This window comes from Bartonella sp. AC329YNZD (genome assembly GCF_042196685.1).
GTDB lineage: Bacteria > Pseudomonadota > Alphaproteobacteria > Rhizobiales > Rhizobiaceae > Bartonella.
This window is the reverse complement of sequence record NZ_JBHIQS010000107.1, coordinates 1-719: the sequence shown is the minus strand read 5'-3', so window position 1 is coordinate 719 and position 719 is coordinate 1. Positions and strand designations below refer to the sequence as shown.

The window sequence follows — 719 nt, the reverse complement described above, 5'->3', positions numbered from 1 at the left end:
GGAGCAGAAAAATGCGTTAAAGGGAGCTTTAAATACCCTTTAGATAAGGTCTTTGAAGACCCTTTGAGAACACCTTTTGTAGTTTGACACTAGGTTTTGTACTAAGTGGGAAAAGGTGGGATTAGGTAGGAATACGTGATAATTTGTTGTTTTTATGTATAAAATTTAGCATTAAATGCGCGTTTTGTCAAAATAGATTTTGACACCTAAAATTGTAAAAAAGAGCGAAAAATAGTGAAAATCAGAAAAAAGAGCGTTTTCATAGTAAAAATGAGAGAAGGCTTTGAAAGGTCTTTGAAAACCCTGTGAAAAATTTTGAAAAGTCTGTGAAAGCCCAGAAAACCGCCTTTGAAGACCCTGTGAAAAAAATCACTCCAAAAGTTCAATCGACTCCAAAACCAACCAAAAATGACAAAAAAAGCAAAAAAGATTTTCACCTATTGATGATTATCTATTTTTAGATGCAATATATACTTATTAATCAAATAATTATATTATTTTTTTAATGTAAAAAGATTTTCATATCGATTTTTCATATTAAAGGGACATTAAGCTGTATCTTATGTAGTTTCTGGATGTGCATTTTCAGCTTTTATTTGACGCTTTAAATGCAATTTTAGAAGAGGTAAAATAAGCTCGACTTCTTCCGTGTCGTTGATGTCTTGAACAAGCTCTTGCAGTTTTCCATAAAGTTCCGCCGCGCGTTCCGCTATATCTTC

At 32.4% G+C, this 719-nt stretch carries 1 pseudogene; it reads right to left on the bottom strand.

Features of this window, described 5'->3' with window-relative positions:
• Positions 1-560: 560 nt before the first annotated feature.
• Positions 561-719 (bottom strand): annotated as a pseudogene (locus ACFIMW_RS09450) (transcriptional regulator); the annotation flags it as partial.